General features: G+C 46.9%; 17 protein-coding genes. 7 read left to right on the forward strand and 10 right to left on the reverse strand.

The features are described 5' to 3' along the window. Positions 1-59: 59 nt before the first annotated feature. Positions 60-1,121 carry a 3-deoxy-7-phosphoheptulonate synthase AroG gene (aroG, locus tag Q1V74_RS04415; protein ID WP_260650924.1) on the reverse strand — a complete coding sequence of 354 codons (1,062 nt, stop codon included), beginning with the start codon at positions 1,119-1,121 and terminating at the stop codon, positions 60-62. Between the two features lie 451 nt (positions 1,122-1,572). Here aroG and ehuB point away from each other — a divergent pair, with 451 nt between their 5' ends. Genes ehuB through ehuA form a run of 4 tightly spaced genes read left to right on the forward strand, consistent with a single transcriptional unit; the run spans position 1,573 to position 4,568 of the window. After that, positions 1,573-2,400, forward strand: coding sequence for an ectoine/hydroxyectoine ABC transporter substrate-binding protein EhuB (ehuB, locus tag Q1V74_RS04420; protein WP_300647229.1), 828 nt, complete (start codon positions 1,573-1,575; stop codon positions 2,398-2,400). A gap of 11 nt (positions 2,401-2,411) precedes the next feature. Continuing rightward, positions 2,412-3,083: an ectoine/hydroxyectoine ABC transporter permease subunit EhuC gene (gene ehuC / locus Q1V74_RS04425; protein ID WP_300647264.1), complete on the forward strand. Its 672-nt coding sequence runs from the start codon at positions 2,412-2,414 to the stop codon at positions 3,081-3,083. A 2-nt stretch (positions 3,084-3,085) separates the two neighbouring features. Further along, positions 3,086-3,784, forward strand: coding sequence for an ectoine/hydroxyectoine ABC transporter permease subunit EhuD (ehuD, locus tag Q1V74_RS04430; RefSeq protein ID WP_300647230.1), 699 nt, complete (start codon positions 3,086-3,088; stop codon positions 3,782-3,784). Next, positions 3,777-4,568, forward strand: coding sequence for an ectoine/hydroxyectoine ABC transporter ATP-binding protein EhuA (gene ehuA, locus Q1V74_RS04435; RefSeq protein ID WP_260650921.1), 792 nt, complete (start codon positions 3,777-3,779; stop codon positions 4,566-4,568). The genes ehuD and ehuA overlap by 8 nt, the downstream gene beginning before the upstream one ends. Before the next feature lie 81 nt (positions 4,569-4,649). On the opposite strand, the gene thpD is transcribed toward ehuA, so the two are convergent. From thpD to Q1V74_RS04470, 7 genes are all read right to left on the reverse strand, one after another. Further along, positions 4,650-5,540, reverse strand: a complete 891-nt coding sequence (gene thpD / locus Q1V74_RS04440) for an ectoine hydroxylase (RefSeq protein WP_300647232.1) — start codon at positions 5,538-5,540, stop codon at positions 4,650-4,652. Positions 5,541-5,554: 14 nt separating this feature from the next. After that, positions 5,555-5,944 (reverse strand): ectoine synthase, encoded by a 390-nt coding sequence (locus tag Q1V74_RS04445; RefSeq protein WP_260650919.1) that lies wholly within the window; start codon positions 5,942-5,944, stop codon positions 5,555-5,557. Continuing rightward, positions 5,941-7,248: a diaminobutyrate--2-oxoglutarate transaminase gene (gene ectB / locus Q1V74_RS04450; RefSeq protein WP_300647233.1), complete on the reverse strand. Its 1,308-nt coding sequence runs from the start codon at positions 7,246-7,248 to the stop codon at positions 5,941-5,943. Before ectB ends, Q1V74_RS04445 begins: the two co-directional genes overlap by 4 nt. A 27-nt stretch (positions 7,249-7,275) precedes the next feature. Further along, positions 7,276-7,794, reverse strand: coding sequence for a diaminobutyrate acetyltransferase (gene ectA, locus Q1V74_RS04455; RefSeq protein ID WP_300647234.1), 519 nt, complete (start codon positions 7,792-7,794; stop codon positions 7,276-7,278). Beyond that, positions 7,794-8,315 (reverse strand): MarR family transcriptional regulator, encoded by a 522-nt coding sequence (locus Q1V74_RS04460; RefSeq protein WP_300647235.1) that lies wholly within the window; start codon positions 8,313-8,315, stop codon positions 7,794-7,796. Before Q1V74_RS04460 ends, ectA begins: the two co-directional genes overlap by 1 nt. Before the next feature lie 123 nt (positions 8,316-8,438). Beyond that, positions 8,439-9,896, reverse strand: coding sequence for a metalloprotease TldD (tldD, locus tag Q1V74_RS04465; protein ID WP_300647236.1), 1,458 nt, complete (start codon positions 9,894-9,896; stop codon positions 8,439-8,441). Continuing rightward, positions 9,893-10,741 carry a carbon-nitrogen hydrolase family protein gene (locus Q1V74_RS04470; RefSeq protein ID WP_300647237.1) on the reverse strand — a complete coding sequence of 283 codons (849 nt, stop codon included), beginning with the start codon at positions 10,739-10,741 and terminating at the stop codon, positions 9,893-9,895. Before Q1V74_RS04470 ends, tldD begins: the two co-directional genes overlap by 4 nt. Positions 10,742-10,882: 141 nt before the next feature. On the opposite strand from Q1V74_RS04470, the gene Q1V74_RS04475 reads away from it, so the two are divergent. Beyond that, entirely contained in the window at positions 10,883-11,215 is a 333-nt protein-coding gene (locus tag Q1V74_RS04475) for an H-NS histone family protein (RefSeq protein ID WP_260650911.1), read from the forward strand. 33 nt (positions 11,216-11,248) lie between these two features. On the opposite strand, the gene Q1V74_RS04480 is transcribed toward Q1V74_RS04475, so the two are convergent. Then, positions 11,249-11,893 carry a DUF4136 domain-containing protein gene (locus Q1V74_RS04480; RefSeq protein WP_300647238.1) on the reverse strand — a complete coding sequence of 215 codons (645 nt, stop codon included), beginning with the start codon at positions 11,891-11,893 and terminating at the stop codon, positions 11,249-11,251. 77 nt (positions 11,894-11,970) lie between these two features. On the opposite strand from Q1V74_RS04480, the gene pepN reads away from it, so the two are divergent. Together pepN and Q1V74_RS04490 are read left to right on the forward strand one after the other, a co-directional pair. Then, positions 11,971-14,637, forward strand: coding sequence for an aminopeptidase N (gene pepN, locus Q1V74_RS04485; RefSeq protein WP_300647239.1), 2,667 nt, complete (start codon positions 11,971-11,973; stop codon positions 14,635-14,637). A 4-nt stretch (positions 14,638-14,641) separates the two neighbouring features. Then, positions 14,642-15,658, forward strand: a complete 1,017-nt coding sequence (locus tag Q1V74_RS04490; protein WP_260650908.1) for a class 1 fructose-bisphosphatase — start codon at positions 14,642-14,644, stop codon at positions 15,656-15,658. A gap of 64 nt (positions 15,659-15,722) precedes the next feature. Here the strand turns inward: Q1V74_RS04490 and Q1V74_RS04495 are convergent, their stop codons facing one another. Next, positions 15,723-16,709 carry a quinone oxidoreductase gene (locus Q1V74_RS04495; protein WP_260650907.1) on the reverse strand — a complete coding sequence of 329 codons (987 nt, stop codon included), beginning with the start codon at positions 16,707-16,709 and terminating at the stop codon, positions 15,723-15,725. Between the last annotated feature and the right edge of the window lie 17 nt (positions 16,710-16,726).

Here is a 16,726-nt window from a genome sequence, read left to right on the forward strand (position 1 = left end):
TGCCCTAATGAAAATAGGGCTGTAAAGATACAGCCCTATTTCACATCAAAAACAAAGATCTAGCTACGTTTTTGGCGACGAACCCGTACGGCTTCTGCTAAGCGTTGCAAGACTTTCTCGGAGTCCTCCCAACCAATACACCCATCGGTAATACTCTGCCCATAAGTAAGTGGTTGGCCTTCGACCAAATCCTGACGCCCTGCGACGAGATGGCTTTCTACCATCACACCAAAAATACGCTCATCACCCGCTTCGATCTGTGCGCAAATTTCATCAATCACAATCGGCTGACGACGGTAATCTTTATTACTGTTAGCATGGCTTGCATCAATCATAATACGTGGCAATAAACCAGAGGCCTCTAAGTCTTTGCCGGTTTGATCCACACTTTGGGGATCATGGTTAGGCGCTTTACCACCACGCAAAATAATATGGCAATCCTCATTACCCTTAGTGGAAACAATTGCCGAGTGCCCACCCTTGGTTACGGATAAAAAATGGTGCGGTTGTGAAGCCGCTTTAATGGCATCAATCGCTATGCGTGTGCTCCCGCCTGTACCATTTTTAAAGCCTACCGGACAAGAGAGCCCAGAAGCTAGCTCGCGGTGAACTTGGCTTTCTGTCGTACGTGCCCCAATAGCGCCCCAAGAAACCAAATCAGCAATGTACTGAGGCGTAATCATATCTAAATACTCACACCCCGCAGGCATACCAAGCTCGTTGACCTCGAGTAACAGCTGGCGCGCCGTACGCAAACCCTGATTAATATTAAAGCTACCGTCTAGATCAGGGTCATTGATCAAGCCTTTCCAACCCACTGTGGTGCGCGGCTTTTCAAAATACACCCGCATCACAATTTCCAGCTCATCTTTTAAAGACTCACGTAATGGCAGCAGACGACGGGCATACTCCAAAGCCGCTTTAGTGTCATGAATAGAACAAGGACCAATCACGACAACTAAGCGATCGTCTTTGCCATGTAAAACCTCATGAATCGCATCACGGGTGTTATGGACCACAGCAGACACCTCGGCCGAGCAAGGAAACTCTCGCATTAAGTGCGCTGGAGGGCTTAGCTCTTTAATTTCCCGGATACGTAAATCATCAGTATTGTGTGACACGACTAGACTCCATTTTGGTTGTGCCAGGCTTGAGTGGCGGCACAAAAAAAGCCGCCTTGTGCGCTGGCGGCTTTAGTTGGGAATTTTTTGCTATGTGTTTTATGTACAAGGCATCCCTTCCTGCGCCAGCGGCATAGGAAAAGCATAAAAGTAAAAGAAGAAAAAAGAAATCGCTTTGTACATAAAACTTATCCTAGCACATATTTTATAAAAAAAACAATCATCCCCTTATTAGAAATTTAAATATGTACAACTCTCACCACATACAACAAAGCTAACCCATCACCCATTTCAATAGTTTTTATTAAAATGATTTGAGTTGAAATGATTTAATACGGTATGATTCAGAATCAAATCAAGTGGTGCTTGCACATCCCTCGTACTACTTCTTCTTTATCATGTAAAAAGGAATGTGATGCTAAAACCGACTTTTTTTCTTCGTACTATCAGTATGATGACCGCTAGCGTAATAGGTATAACGGCGCATGCCGCGTCGCTGGCAGACATTCAAGCAAAAAACACCATTCGCATTGCCGTTGCGAATGAAATCCCGTATGGCTATACCGACCTAGACGGTAGTGCTAAAGGCGTAGGCCCTGAAGTAGCGCAGCATCTTATACGAGCTTTAGGCATAGAGAACATTGAATGGCATACCACCAACTTTGGCTCGCTTATCCCGGGTTTACAAGCCGATCGTTTTGACATGGTAGCGGCTGAAATGGCTATCTTGCCCCAGCGCTGCCAGCAAGTACTTTTTTCTGAGCCCAATAGTTCTTATGGCGAAGGCTTATTGGTAGCAAAAGACAACCCTAAAGATCTTCATCGCTATGAGGATTTCATCGAAAGTGAGCATACATTGGCTATCATGGCTGGAGCCGATCAGCTTGAAATCATGCAGCAATTAGGCATGGATGAAAGTCGTCTGGTCACTATTGCCAATAATGCCGATGCGATTTCTACCGTCGCTACAGGCCGTGCCGATGCGTATGCCGCAACGGGGTTAACCGCCGCTCAGCTGGCGCAACAAAGCCCTAAAGTAGAAGTTGCTGCAGAGTTTGTCGATCCGGTTGTTAACGGTCAACCTGTACGCAGCTGGGGTGGCTTCACCTTCGCTCAAAACAATACGGAGCTACGTGACGCCATTAACACTGAGCTGGCTAAATTCAAACAAACCCAAGCCTGGCAAGACATTTTGTCACGCTACGGTTTTAGCGACACCGATCAAAAAGAATCCAATGCTCAGCAGACGGCCGATCTCTGTGCCGCTAAGACCAATTAGTCTCTGTCATGATGCTCTGGTTTCAATACAGTGACCCTCTGCTTGCTGGCGCCTGGGTCACCATACAACTGACTTTTTACTCAACAGTATTAGGTGCTATTTTTGCTTTCGCCTTTGGGATAGGCCGCTTATCGGCAAACCGACTCATCAACGCGGTAAGTGTGACATTTATTGAGGTATTTAGAGGAACCTCGCTACTGGTACAACTGTTTTGGCTGTTTTTTGCTTTACCTTTATTAGGCCAATGGCTAGGCATCGATTTGCGCTTGCCACCTGTGCTCGCAGGAACCTTAGCCCTTGCCTTAAATATCGGTGCCTATGGTGCAGAAGTCGTACGCGGCGCTTTACAAGCGGTACCTCCTACTCAATATGAGGCAGCCAAAGCACTGGATTTAAGCCCTCGCCATACTCTATGGCGTATAGCTTTACCCCAAGCCTTGCCAGAAATGATGCCTAGTTTTGGTAATCTAGCGATTCAAAACCTAAAAGATACCGCCTTAGTTTCGCTCATCGGTTTAGCCGACATGACCTTTAGAGCTGAGCAAATCCGTAACCTAACCCAAGACAGCACAACCATCTATACCTTATTGCTTTTTATGTATTTCGGTATGGCCTTGGTTATTAGCGCTCTCATGAAGCTCATTGAGCGTTATACCTGCCGTTGGCGCACAGGAGCCCAATAATTATGTTATTTGGAATCAGCTGGGATACAAGCAGCACATGGGCGTTTATCTGGTCTATTTTGCCTATATTAGCTCGCGGACTATGGGTGACATTACAAGCCACATTTGTTGGCTTTATGATTGCTGCCATATTTGGCTTGGTCTTAGCCGCCTTAAAAAGCAACCGTTATCGGATCATTGCGTGGCCCGCACGCTTTATAAGCGAGTTTATCCGAGATACACCCTTATTGGTTCAACTTTTTTTCTTATATTATGTGCTTCCCGACTATGGTCTTGTCTTACCCGCATTTTTAACAGGGGCGTTAGCATTAGGCCTACAATATAGCGCCTATACCTCGGAAGTTTATCGGGCAGGTATCGACTCCATTCCTAAAGGACAAATCGAAGCGGCTCGAGCGCTAGACCTTAGCCCTTTTCGTTTGTTTTTTTTCATTATTATTCCTCAGGCGATCCCAAGAATCATCCCCGCTTTAGGCAATTATTTAGTCTCTATTATGAAAGACGTCCCCGTGCTTTCCGTAGTCGCCGTCCTAGAGCTGCTCAATGTGGCCAAAATCATTGGTGATCGCAGCTTTAATTATCTTATCCCTCTATCGCTGGTGGGGCTGATTTATTTGATCATGACCCTCATTGCCGCCGCGGGCATCCGCTGGTTAGATCAGCGCCTACCTAAAGAGGGGGTTCATCTTAGTCATGACTAACTCAAACAACAGCATAGCATTTCATCAAGTCACAAAGAAATTTGGCGATCAAGTCGTACTAGATCAACTGGATTTCTGTGTACGTAAAGGTGAAAAAGTCACCATTATCGGCCCTTCCGGCTCTGGAAAATCCACAGTATTGCGGATTTTAATGACCTTAGAGAACATCAATGCGGGAACCGTCTATGTAGATAATGAGCCGCTTTGGCATGAGTACCAAGCGGAGCAGCTAGTCCCCGCCTCAGAAGCCCATCTGCGCCAAATGCGCAAAAAGATGGGCATGGTCTTTCAACAATTCAATCTATTTCCCCACATGAGTGTACTTCGTAATATTACTGAAGCACCCATGCATGTATTAGGCCTTTCAAAGCAAGAGGCAAAAGAACGGGCGCTTGCATACCTTGAGCTTGTTGGTCTGATGGATCATAAAGACAAGTTTCCAAGTCAGCTCTCTGGAGGGCAGCAGCAGCGAGTGGCCATTGCACGTGCTTTAGCGATGCGCCCTAAAATTCTTTTATTCGATGAGCCAACCTCCGCCCTAGACCCAGAGCTGGTGGGAGAAGTGCTACAAGTCATTGAACAACTGAGCAACCAGCAAGATTTGACCTTATTGCTAGTCACTCATGAAATGCAATTTGCCAAAGACATTTCAGACCGCGTCTGCTTTTTTGATCGGGGAAAAATGGTAGAAGAAGCGCCCCCACAGGAATTATTTGCAGCCCCTAAACAAGCTCGTACCCGTGATTTTTTAGCTAATTTCATGCAAAATCAATCATTAAGCTAAACCCAACCATTGCTCATAAATTAATTGCCCCCAAAGCCCATATTGGACCTTGGGGGCTTTGCTTAACCTATGATCCCTCCATTAACCGACCGCCTTAAAAGACTGTCGATGCGCCAAAAAATCAGGTCGAGGAGCCAACCCGTATTTAGGGGCCTGTAAAGGATTTTTCACACTGTTGTAAACCATAAACAGATTCGATCGTGCCATAGGACTGATATTTTCGGTGGAGGCATGTAGAGTATTACAATCAAAAAATACCACCGATCCGGCAGGCGCCTCAACCGTGTGAATCCCGCCCTGTTCCACGAGCTGGCTGAGATGCTCCTGACTCGGCACACCATACTGCTGGCGTTTTAATGATTGTTGATGATGCTGTTCCGGCGTTTGGCCTAAGCAGGGCACAAAATACCGGTGCGATCCAGGTATGAGCATCAAAGGACCATTATATGCCGCATTGTCTGTTAATAAGATTGAGCAGCTAACCGCCCTCATCCGTGGCATACCATCTTCCACATGCCAAGTTTCAAAATCCGAATGCCAATAAAAAGGTTTCCCCACAAATCCGGGTTTAACGTTTGCACGCGTTTGATGCAAATAAACCGGTGAACCTAAGATCGCCTGAGCCACACTCAATAAACGCGGATCTTGCACTAGTTGCGCTAATACCCCTGGCTGCTGATGAAAGGCAAACAATGAGCGAATAGCTCCACTGTCCGGCTCCGTAATCGCATTGGGTGCTTGTGCAAGCTCTTTATCAGCTAATAAAGCCTGTAAGGCCTGCTTATAATGAGCAGTTTCTTCACCTGAAAAATAGTGAGGAATAACTAAAAAGCCATTATCGGCATAGCTTTGCCACTGTTCTGGCGTCAGCCCTGCTTCCATTGGCTCCTGTCCATAAACCACAGGCTCCTGTCGCGCTACAAGCCCTTGTGGCGTTGATAAGCGTGACGGATAAGGGTCAAAAACGCCCATGTTCTTCCCCCCTCTTAATCCAAGTCTGCCGGATAAACGCCATCAGCATCATGAACTTCTTGCCCACTGACAGGTGGGTTAAACACACAAATCACCCGCAATGGCATTTTTCCACCACGTAAATAATGCTCATCATGCTCATTAAGTGCATACACAACCCCTGGACCTAATGCGTATTTTTTGCCATCAGCGATGGTTTCTATTTCACCATCACCCTCAACACACCAAACCGCCTCGAGATGATTTTTATAATGAATATGCGTCTCGGTACCAGGCAAAATAATGGTTTCATGAAATGAAAAGCCCATTCCATCTTTTTTAAGCAAAACTCGACGACTTATCCAAGTATCAGTACGAACCTCGTTTTCTGTGCCAATAACATCGTTTACATGACGAACTATCATGAGTGCGCTCCTAGTTTAACAATCTGTGCAGTGCGAGGGGCTTGAGCCATAACCGTAGCAACACTCTTTTCCAAGCGATTTAAGCCCTCTTCTAAAAGTGTTTGGCTAATCGTTAGTGCGGGAAGAAATTTCACCACCTCATCTTGTGCTCCTGAGGTTTCTATAATCAGCCCCGCCTCAAAACACGTTTGAGCAATCTCTGCTGCTAAGTCAGAGCCTGCAGGAGTCACAAGACCTTGAATTAGCCCTCGACCGCGTACACTGAGCCCTGAGCCTGGGTAACTATGCACTATGTTCTCTAACCAATCGCGCACGAACTGCTCTTTTTGTTTAATTTGCTCACTAAAAGCTTGATCCGCCCAATATTGCTTTAGGGCGTGCGTTGCTGTCACAAACGCCAAATTATTACCTCTAAACGTGCCATTATGCGCACTAGGCTGCCATACATCTAATTCCGGTTTCATTAAAACCAGAGACATAGGCAAACCGTACCCAGAAATGGATTTAGATAACGTAATGATATCGGGCTGAATGCCCGCTTTTTCAAAACTAAAAAAATCACCAGTACGCCCGCAACCCACTTGAATATCATCCACAATGACTAAAATGCCATATTGACGACATACCTGCTGCAAAGCACGAAGCCAACGCGGGCTTGCTACATTCACCCCACCTTCGCCTTGAATGGTTTCTACAATCACCGCTGCAGGCTTTTCTAAGCCACTACTCGGGTCTTCGAGCAAACGCTCTAAATAACCAATGGTGTCAATATCTGGCCCTAAATAACCGTCATAAGGCATAAACGTTGTGTTCTGTAAGCTAATCCCTGCCGCTTGCCGAAATTTTTGATTCGCTGTGGCCGCTAATGCTCCGCAGCTCACTCCATGAAAACCATGTGTAAATGAAATTACATTTTGCCGCCCAGTTACTTGTCGTGCGATTTTTAAAGCGGCCTCTACAGCATTTGTGCCTGTAGGACCGGTGAACTGCAAGGTGTAATTCCAATTACGAGGAGCCAGTACATATTGATCAAAGGCTTCTAAAAAGGACTTTTTTGCAGTGGTGGCCATGTCCAAGCCATGCACGACTCCGTCCTCTTGCATATACTCCAACAAAGCCTCTTTTAAGATTGCATTATTATGGCCATAATTTAAGCTGCCGGCGCCACTAAAAAAATCGATATAGCGCTTACCTTGTTCATCGTATAGCAGCGACCCTTTGGCGTGCGTAAACAAAACGGGAAAGGACCGTATGTAGCCACGCACCTCCGACTCCATACGGTCAAATATATGTAAGTCCGACATGATTATCTCCTCTTGACGTACAAAAAATTACCGCAAGGGGCCAATATGTAACAAAGGCTCTTCTTGCGGTTCGATAAAATGGTGGGATTCAAAAAATGGGGTTTCGTCTATAGACGTATGATAGTGCTGAGCAATTTTCTCAAAAACGCGGCGTGACGCCAGATTCTCTGGGTCCACCGTCGTTTGCAAATAACGAATATGTGCTAAATGCGGCCGCTGTAATAAATGTTCTAACATACGCGAAGCTAACTGCTTGCCTCGCGCAGATTTTGCTACAGCTACCTGCCAAATAAAAAGCGTATCAGAGTCTTGTGGTAATCCATATGCAGAAATAAAGCCGATTAGCTTTTGCTTGTCATACGCTACCACACAGCTTTCAGCAAAATGCGTACACAATAATAGATATAAGTAAGTGGAATTTCTATCCAAGGGAGGACAGTGCTCAATTAGTTGCTGAATAGCAATGCCGTCCTCCGAAGTAGGCGCCCTAAACTGAATAGGGCTGTCATCAGGGTCACTAGATATAAGGGGGTCAGAAATAATCATTAAACCACTAGGCCTGATTCAGGAGGCACGGCTCCCACAGGCAAATCTAATAGCGCGGAGTCGCTTGGCTCGGTGACGATTTCCGTCTCGGAGTCCAGCAAGGCCACGACCCGCTCTAACGCGGTAGTGATTTGCAACTGCTCCGACTCAGGCAACTGTTGCAAAGCCTCGCTAAGCTTTTGCTGCAATGGCGACGGCGTTTGCTGTGCTAGTGTGCGACCCGCATCGGTCGCACTCACAAACACAATACGACGATCCTCGCGACTGCGCTCTCGGTTAACTAACTGTTTATCCTCAAGACGATCCAAAATCCCTACGACAGTGCTTGGGCTCACATGCATTTCTCGACTGATTGCCGTTGCGGTTAATGGACCTTTTTCTATCACCGTGCGTAAGCACACCAATTGCGGTGCCGTAATATTGCTGCCAGCAGAAAGCTGACGCGAATGCAAAGCAATAGAACGAGTGATGCGGCGTAGCGCCCGCAAAATGCGTAGGTCGTATTGGTCTTGGGTTTTCATTTATCGTTCATATCCACAACAAAGAAAATGATTTCAACTCAAATCATATCTATTGAAATCATTTAAGTCAAACAAAAAAAGACCGCTCTGTAAGCGGTCTCAATAAAAAAGAACTCGTACTTGTTAAGCCGTCCCCCCTACGGTTAAGCCATCAATGCGGATAGAAGGCATGCCCACGCCCACTGGAACGCTCTGCCCATCTTTACCACATGTGCCCACCCCAGAGTCTAAACACATATTATTTGCAATCATGGAAACTTGATTCATGGCTTCGATACCAGAACCAATTAACGTCGCGCCTTTGACGGGATGCACGAGTTTTCCATTTTCAATTAGCCATGCCTCAGAGGCGGAGAACACAAACTTACCACTGGTAATATCTACTTGACCACCACCAAAATTGGCCGCATAAATCCCTTTGTCCACCGAGGCAATGAGCTCATCGGGATGATAAGTACCGTTTAACATATAGGTATTAGTCATGCGTGGCATAGGCAGATAGGCGTATGATTCTCGGCGCCCATTCCCAGTTACAGGCATACCCATCAAACCCGCATTGAGCTGATCTTGCATATAGCCTGTTAAAATACCGTCCTCAATCAACACATTATGCTGAGTGGGGTTGCCCTCGTCATCGATGTTTAATGAGCCACGACGATCTGCCAAGGTTCCATCATCAATTACCGTAACGCCCTTAGATGCTACCTGCTCCCCTATGCGCCCAGAAAACACGCTCGACCCTTTACGGTTAAAGTCTCCTTCTAGGCCATGTCCTACCGCCTCGTGCAATAAAATCCCCGGCCAGCCCGCTCCTAGCACCACTGGCATTTCTCCTGCTGGGGCAGGTTCCGCATCTAGGTTAACCAAAGCCTGATTTACCGCCTCATCGACATAATGCTGCAAAATCGCTTCATCAAAATACCCTAGATCAAAGCGACCACCCCCACCAAAGCTCCCGCTTTCACGACGACCATGACGCTCAGCAATTACCGTCACTGATAAACGAACCAGAGGACGGATATCCGCTGCTAAACGTCCATCGCTGCCCACAATGAGCACTGTGTCACATGTCGCCCCTAAGCTCGCCATCACTTGCACCACCTGTGGATCTTTGGCGCGAGCCATTTTTTCTACTTTTTCTAAAAGCGCAACTTTTTCTGGAGCGGTCAAACTATCGACTGGATCATTCGGTACATACAAAAGGGGGCGATCCACAGTACGCGCCAGCAATGCTGGCACGCTGCCCTGCTGCCCTTGGCGCGCAATCGTACGTACAGCATGAGCAGCGCCAAGCAAAGCATCTTTACTCAGCGTATCCGAGTAAGAGAATGCTGTTTTTTCTCCACTGATAGCGCGAACACCAACCCCTTGTTCTATGTTAAAGCTGCCCGTTTTAACAATCCCTTCTTCAAGGCTCCAGCCCTCGCTTCGGGAATACTGAAAATATAAATCGGCATAGTCCACGCGATGCGCAAAAATTTCAGACAAGCTCTGTTGTAAGTCTTGCTCTGTTAACCCCCAAGGTGTTAACAACACCGATTTTGCCGTAGCTAGCGTATCGATCGCCAACTGTGATGTCATGTAATGTCCTTTTCTTTCAATAAAGCGACTTGCCGATGCTGTAAAGCGGGCAAGTTTTGACGTATTTCTTGGATGCGTTCTCGGTTAATGGAGTGACAAATAAAACCTGCTTCGGTTTCCCATACGCCCAGTTTTTCACCCCACGGATCAATCAGCATAGTATGCCCCCAAGTACGACGCCCGTTTTGATGGCGCCCCCCTTGTGCGGGAGCCAGCACGTAGCATTGATTTTCTATTGCTCGTGTCCGCAATAAAATATCCCAGTGGGCTTGGCCAGTGGTATAGGTAAAAGCCGAGGGCAATACCAACATATCAATCGCCCCCATCGCTCGAAATAGTTCAGGAAAACGTAGATCGTAGCAGATTCCCAGCCCAATGTTTCCATAAGGGGTAGGTATTACAGTGGGGGCAATTTCTCCAGGCACAATGGCTTTCGCTTCATCATAGCTTTCCTCGCCGCGCCTAAAACTAAAAAGATGAATCTTATCGTAGCGACCAATGCACTGTCCTGCTGGGTCATAAACCAAGCAACTATTATAAAATCGCCCCGCCTCTTCTGAGCGCAAAGGCAACGTTCCACCAATTAAATAAATACCATGTTGTTTTGCTGCCTGGGCCAAAAACTGCTGAATCGGCCCTGAACCAAAGTCTTCAGCATAGGCATTTTTATCTTGGTCACGTAATCCCAAAAAACAAAAATATTCGGGTAATGCCACGATTTTTGCACCGGCTTGTACAGCTTGTTTAATCCAATAGTGCGCCTGCTGCAAATTATCCATCAAATCTGCAGAGGAAACCATCTGTATCGCGGCAACGGCAAATGAAGAGGGGGTATGCTGGCTCATGATTGACTCGATATAAACACTTTGCAAAAAATTAAAAAATTATATATATTTTCATGTTTATAGAAATAGCGTTAAAATACGCATTATGGCGATAAAGCCAATTTATTTTTTAATAATGATATAACTGACACAGGAAAACTAATGCCTCAAGAATCCTTTCTTACTGAAAAGCAGGAAATCGAAAAGCAAATTCAAAAGCTCCAACGCAAAATGCGTACCCTGCACTCTCGTCAGCGTCGACCCGTGATCAACTCCATCGTACGCTCCATGCAAGAATACGAGATCACTCCCGAAGAAATAGCTCAAGCCTTTGAGCGTCGTCAAAAACGTGCAACAACGGCTAGTAAGGCTCCGGCGCGCTATCGCAACCCACAAACAGGTGACACGTGGACTGGTCGCGGTCGCCCCCCACGCTGGATCACCGATGCTGAGCAAAACGGTCAGAGCCGTGAGCAGTTTTTAATTAAAGATTAATAAGATTCTTTAATAACCTCTTATAAGCGCAATCTAATTATGATTGCGCTTTATCTTTATATATTGAGTTTTCCCATTGAGCCCCGGAAAATCCGTAAATGCCGCTTTGGCTAAATAAGGCATCACCTGGATTAAATCATCACTATTGCTTTTGTTTATAACGCGAACACGATATATCTCAGCCAAATGATTTGCCTTATCTCGAATCGTGACCTCTAAAGTATTAGCATATATACTCGTGGGCACCGTAACCAGACGCGGGCCAAACACCACTCCCCCACCAAAACCACCAAAATGGCCAAAACCACCCCACACAGAGCCATAAGGATAGACGCCATCATAAAAAGGATCAGCATAACGCTCCACCCACTCCTGTTGCATCGGGTTGTCATAATCCAGCTGTACTACTAAGCGACTGGTATTATCCCCTTCTACTAAGCCTACGGCACCTAAAGCTACACGTACGTTATCCGCAACACTTTGAAATATTAAGACACTTCTATCATCCTTGGGAGGTTCAATAAAATAGCGCGCAGTAAAAGCGTCTGCTGGCCACTGCTGAAACGTCGTGACTTTAGCCGACCAAGTATTCGCACACCCACCCAGCAATACCAGTGTTGCTAAGAGCATCATCAAACGCCAACGCCATCTACGAAATACAATAAAACGACTCAGCATCGTTACTCCTTTAATTGAGCGAAGGGACTACAATACTCATACTACCGTTTTTTATTTTTTCTACCTAATACTTGACTATGAATCAAACCATTTTTCGTGATGCATACCGCCCTTATCCCTACCATATTCCACATCTTTGGTTACGCTTTGATCTGGGCTTAGCAAAAACCACGGTGCGTAGTCGGTTCACAGTACAAACAGAGCAACCGGGCACGCCATTATGTTTAGATGGCGAAGACATCCAGTTACTAGGTATTTGGGTAGATGGGCAACCCCTCAAGCCCGAGCAATATGATCTTGATCATCATGCGCTGCGTATTCCCTTAACACAAGCCTCACACCAAATCGAAATTGAAAGCATCTGTGAGCCGGCAAAAAATACGACGCTCATGGGGTTATATCAATCAGGACAACAGCTTTTTACGCAATGTGAGGCCGAGGGTTTTAGACGTATTACTTGGTTTGCCGACCGCCCCGATGTGCTGAGTCGCTATACGGTCGAGCTTGTAGGGGACAAAAGCCAGTTTCCTTATTTATTATCTAACGGTAATCTCATCGAGCAAGAAGACCTTGCCAATAACCAGCATCGTGCACTCTGGGAGGACCCTTTCGCTAAACCCTCTTATTTATTTGCAATTGTAGCGGGCGATTTTGATTGTCGAGAACAAGTGATTCAAACCCAATCGGGGCGCTCTGTCACCCTGCAACTATATAGTGATAAAGGCGACTATGACAAAACCGAATGGGCAATGCAAAGTTTAATTCAAGCCTTACGTTGGGATGAGCAACGCTTTGGCCTAGAGCTAGACTTGGATCGCTATATGGTGGTTTCTGCGGCAGACTTTAATATGGGTGCCATGGAAAATAAAGGGCTCAATGTTTTTAATGCGGCCTACGTACTCGCTCAACCCGAAACCACAACTGATCAAAGCTACCAAGATATCGAAGCCGTCATCGGCCATGAATATTTCCATAATTGGACAGGTAACCGTGTAACGTGCCGAGACTGGTTCCAGTTATCCTTAAAAGAAGGCCTCACCGTTTTTCGGGAGCAAGCATTTAGTGCAGACCGCATGGCTCATGGTTTAACCGGTGCCGCAGCCCTAAGCGCACAGGCGGTAAAGCGTATTGACGATGTCAGCCTATTGCGGCTTGCTCAGTTCCCCGAAGACGCCGGCCCTATGGCGCACCCCATTCGCCCGAACAGTTACGAAGAAATCAGTAATTTCTATACCGCTACAATTTATGAAAAAGGGGCAGAAATTATTCGCATGTTTCATACACTGCTGGGTGAAACAGGATTCCAAGCGGCCCTGCGCACCTATTTTGATCGATTTGATGGTCAAGCTATTACTTGCGATGATTTTATGCAGGTCATGGATGAGCAGTACCAAGCACAATTTCCGGGTTTAACATTGGCTGCCTTTCGTGGCTGGTACGAGCAAGCCGGCACGCCTAAAGTCAGCGTTCATTTACATTATGATGCGGCCCAACAACGCGCCTGCTTAACGCTCACACAACAAAACCCACCCGTAGGCATCGAACTACTCGAACAACCTATTCGCCCTAAAGCCCCATTACTTATCCCTTTTAAGCTAGGCTTTTTGCAACCCAATGGCACCCCCTTAGTCGTAGAGCACGAAGGGCAACGCCAGCATGAGTTTCTTTTGCGTCTGGATCAGGAACAACAACAGTTTCATTTTGAACAGGTCAGCGCTCGCCCCATTTTATCGCTCTTGCGTGATTTTTCCGCACCGATAAAAGTGGACTACACTTACTCCACCTCGGATCTCATGACCCTTGCCAAAGCGGACGATAATGCTTTTGCCCGCTGGCAAGCAATCCAAGAGCTTGCGCAGCAAACCTTATGTGCGCCCTCTGCGACAGAAGCCAATTTACAGGTCTTAATTACGGTTTGGGAACAACTACTGCAAGATAAACAGCTCTCCCCAGCCTACCTAAGCCGTGCTTTAGCCCTCCCATCGGTGCGCCAACTACTGACACAGCAACGCCCCATGGATCCGCATGCTCTGACTCAAAAGCATCGTCACATTGAACAGCAACTGGCACAACATTTTCAGCAGACATGGTTAACGTTATACCAGCAGCTCACACAACGCCTACCCACTCAGTATCGTCCTTGTGCAAGCGATGCCGGCTTACGCGCCTTACGCAACCTTGTTCTCAAGCAGCTTGTTTTAGCTCAGCATCCTGATGCCTTCGCCCTCGCTCAAGAGCAATATCAAAAAGCAAATAATATGACCGATCAATGGGGAGCCTTTAATGTGCTAGTTCACTATGCCCCACCAGCGTTACGCCAGCAGCAACTGCTCCAATTTTATGAGCAGTGGCAGCACAATGCCTTAGTGATCGACCGCTGGTTTGGTGTCCAAGCCACAGCCCCCTATTTTGATGTGGCACAAGCGCAGGCCTTGAGCCAACACCCAGCGTTTCATTTGCGTAATCCGAATCGCGCACGTGCCTTGATTTTCCAGTTTTGCACTCATAACATAACAGCTATACACACCGAAGCCGGTTATGATTTTTGGCAACAGCAGGTTCTGGCTTTAGATGCGCTCAACCCCGAGATCGCCGCTCGCTTATGTCGTGTCTTTGATAATTGGGCTCAATATGTGGAGCCCCTACGCAGCCAACTAAAACAACGCCTACAATCCATCGCCGCCCACCAGCCGCTCTCAACTAATGTGAGCGAAATCGTGCGTAAAGCACTTACTATTGAATAAGACTATGTATTTGAAAAAAAACCTCACTCATTATCTTGTGGAGCAACAACGTCAACATGGTGTCGTCACCGCTGACGTACGCTTGTTATTGGAAACCGTTGCCCGTGCTTGTAAAGCCATCAGTCATGCTGTCAGCAAAGGAGCGCTTGGTGGTGTGTTAGGGAGCCTAGAGAGCGAAAACGTTCAGGGCGAAGTCCAAAAAAAACTGGATGTGATTTCGAACGAAATTTTGCTCGAAGCCAATGAGTGGGGGGGAAACCTTGCCGCCATGGCCTCCGAGGAAATGGATACTCTGCACCGTATCCCTGCCCATTTTCCTAAAGGAAAAAACCTATTGTTATTCGATCCTTTAGATGGGTCTTCAAACATCGATGTCAACGTTTCTATTGGTACGATTTTTTCCGTGCTACAGCTCCCCGAAGAAGCGAACACTCGCGATGTACAAGAGGCTGACTTTCTTCAACCTGGAGTCAAACAAGTCGCTGCCGGTTATGCGGTTTATGGTCCACAAACCATGCTGATTTTAACGGTTGGAGCAGGTGTAGTCGGCTTTACTCTGGATAAAGAAACCGGCTCTTGGGTGCTAACCCACCCTGCCATTCGCATCCCCGAAGAGACCGCCGAGTTTGCTATTAATATGTCAAATCAGCGTTACTGGGAACCTGCTATTCGTCATTACATCGAGGACTGCTTAAAAGGCAAAGAAGGGCCTCTGGGTAAAAATTACAATATGCGTTGGATAGCTTCGATGGTGGCAGATGTGCATCGTATTATGTGCCGTGGCGGGATTTTTATGTATCCACGTGACCAACGCGAATCCGTGCGTCACGGTAAACTACGTCTTATGTATGAAGCAAACCCCATGAGCTTTTTAGTAGAGCAAGCGGGTGGTGCTGCTATCGATGGCGAGCAGCGTATTTTAGAAATTGAGCCCAATGCTTTGCATCAGCGCGTAGGCGTTATCTTAGGCTCAAAAAACGAGGTTCAACGTGTACAGCAGTATCATCTAAAACACTCCTAATCCTCTTTACGCAAAAAGCTTTGCATCAAGAAAAAACCCATTCCTTGGAATGGGTTTTTTGCTTTTAGTCCAAAGTTAATATGGTTGCTCCTGTGGTTTTGCCTGCGGCCAAAGCCTCATGCGCTTTAGCAACCTCTTGTAGTGCAAAACGCTGTCCAATATTAATTTTAATCTGCCCCGCTACCACTAGATCAAACAGCTCCGTTGCCGCGGACTGCATGCTTTCTTGGGTTGCCACATAGGTTCCAACCATTGGACGCGTCACATACAATGAGCCTTTTTGTGCCAGAATCCCTAAATTAACCCCAGTAACAGGCCCCGAGGCATTGCCATAACTCACCATTAAACCGCGTGGCTGTAGACAATCTAATGAGCGCTCCCACGTGGCCGCCCCTACCCCATCATAGACCACTGGTAGCATTTCCCCTTGGGTGAGCTCACGCACCCGCTCAACCACATCCTCGGTTTTATAGTTAATCACTTCCCACGCCCCATGCGCTTTAGCTAAGGCAGCTTTTTCCGCACTAGATGTGGTGCCAATCAGTTTTACACCTAGCGCTTTGGCCCATTGGCAAGCAATTAAACCCACGCCCCCAGCCGCTGCATGAAATAAAATGGTCTGCCCCGGTTCTAAGCGATAGGTTTGTCTAAACAAATACTGCACGGTTAAGCCTTTGAGCATCATGGCCGCCCCCTCTTCGAAGCTGATCTCATCTGGTAACTTCACCACTCGATCAGCAGGCAAGCAATGCATTTGTGCATAAGCGCCTAATGGCCCCTGTCCATATGCCACACGCTCCCCCACCTGCACATGGGTCACATCCGCTCCTACGGCCTCTACTACGCCGGCCCCCTCAAAACCCAATCCATGCGGTAGTTCCCCAGGGTAAAGCCCGTCTCTATAGTAAATATCAATAAAGTTCAAGCCCACCGCTTTATTCCGCACCACGACTTCATCTGCTTTGGGGGTTGGTACGGGTACATCCACCCATTGCATGACTTCAGGGCCACCGTTTTTTTCAATACGAATTGCTTTCATCGTGCTCGTCATCGTTTTCTCCTGATGTT

The organism is Paenalcaligenes sp. (assembly GCF_030152715.1).
Lineage (GTDB): Bacteria > Pseudomonadota > Gammaproteobacteria > Burkholderiales > Burkholderiaceae_B > Paenalcaligenes > Paenalcaligenes hermetiae.

What these genes read in the sequence shown, in the direction of transcription:
- ehuB (WP_300647229.1), top strand. Translation starts at nt 1,573, where the DNA reads ATGATGACCGCTAGCGTAATAGGTATAACGGCGCATGCCGCGTCGCTG.
- ehuC (WP_300647264.1), top strand. Translation starts at nt 2,412, where the DNA reads ATGCTCTGGTTTCAATACAGTGACCCTCTGCTTGCTGGCGCCTGGGTC.
- ehuD (WP_300647230.1), top strand. Translation starts at nt 3,086, where the DNA reads ATGTTATTTGGAATCAGCTGGGATACAAGCAGCACATGGGCGTTTATC.
- ehuA (WP_260650921.1), top strand. Translation starts at nt 3,777, where the DNA reads ATGACTAACTCAAACAACAGCATAGCATTTCATCAAGTCACAAAGAAA.
- thpD (WP_300647232.1), bottom strand. Translation starts at nt 5,540, where the DNA reads ATGGGCGTTTTTGACCCTTATCCGTCACGCTTATCAACGCCACAAGGG.
- Q1V74_RS04445 (WP_260650919.1), bottom strand. Translation starts at nt 5,944, where the DNA reads ATGATAGTTCGTCATGTAAACGATGTTATTGGCACAGAAAACGAGGTT.
- ectB (WP_300647233.1), bottom strand. Translation starts at nt 7,248, where the DNA reads ATGTCGGACTTACATATATTTGACCGTATGGAGTCGGAGGTGCGTGGC.
- ectA (WP_300647234.1), bottom strand. Translation starts at nt 7,794, where the DNA reads ATGATTATTTCTGACCCCCTTATATCTAGTGACCCTGATGACAGCCCT.
- Q1V74_RS04460 (WP_300647235.1), bottom strand. Translation starts at nt 8,315, where the DNA reads ATGAAAACCCAAGACCAATACGACCTACGCATTTTGCGGGCGCTACGC.
- tldD (WP_300647236.1), bottom strand. Translation starts at nt 9,896, where the DNA reads ATGACATCACAGTTGGCGATCGATACGCTAGCTACGGCAAAATCGGTG.
- Q1V74_RS04470 (WP_300647237.1), bottom strand. Translation starts at nt 10,741, where the DNA reads ATGAGCCAGCATACCCCCTCTTCATTTGCCGTTGCCGCGATACAGATG.
- Q1V74_RS04475 (WP_260650911.1), top strand. Translation starts at nt 10,883, where the DNA reads ATGCCTCAAGAATCCTTTCTTACTGAAAAGCAGGAAATCGAAAAGCAA.
- Q1V74_RS04480 (WP_300647238.1), bottom strand. Translation starts at nt 11,893, where the DNA reads ATGCTGAGTCGTTTTATTGTATTTCGTAGATGGCGTTGGCGTTTGATG.
- pepN (WP_300647239.1), top strand. Translation starts at nt 11,971, where the DNA reads ATGAATCAAACCATTTTTCGTGATGCATACCGCCCTTATCCCTACCAT.
- Q1V74_RS04490 (WP_260650908.1), top strand. Translation starts at nt 14,642, where the DNA reads ATGTATTTGAAAAAAAACCTCACTCATTATCTTGTGGAGCAACAACGT.
- Q1V74_RS04495 (WP_260650907.1), bottom strand. Translation starts at nt 16,709, where the DNA reads ATGACGAGCACGATGAAAGCAATTCGTATTGAAAAAAACGGTGGCCCT.